This is a genomic window from Acetomicrobium sp. S15 = DSM 107314 (assembly GCF_016125955.1).
GTDB lineage: Bacteria > Synergistota > Synergistia > Synergistales > Thermosynergistaceae > Thermosynergistes > Thermosynergistes pyruvativorans.
In genome coordinates, this window is sequence record NZ_JADEVE010000001.1 from 1 (window position 1) to 305 (window position 305).

Sequence of the window (305 nt, forward strand, 5' to 3'; positions counted from 1 at the left end):
GGGCATATCCTTAGGGGTCAGCCGTATGGCTCGCAGCACCTCTTCCGAATCCTCGATGTTTATGAAGTTCCTGGCGAACATGCCCAGAAAGCCGACGCTTTCCTGTCTGTGGATCAAAGTGATTACACGGCTCCAACCCGAGCCGCGTTTTGACCCTTTCCGGGCGGAATTCGGCCTCGTTCTTTTCTTCCTTCGGATTTGCCGAAACTTTCTCGCCTCGCGGGTTGCGCTCTAAGTCCGCAGAAGGCTTCGCCTCTTGCGGCGCTAAGAGCTTAACCTTTTGCGCGGGAACCATCCGTCCTTCT

The 305-nt window shown here is 55.7% G+C and carries 1 protein-coding gene; it reads right to left on the reverse strand.

The genetic code is table 11. The annotated features are described in order from the left end of the window. On the reverse strand, positions 1-198 hold a 198-nt coding region (locus tag EZM41_RS00005), incomplete at its 3' end, for an SDH family Clp fold serine proteinase (protein ID WP_446697787.1). Positions 199-305 lie beyond the last annotated feature (107 nt).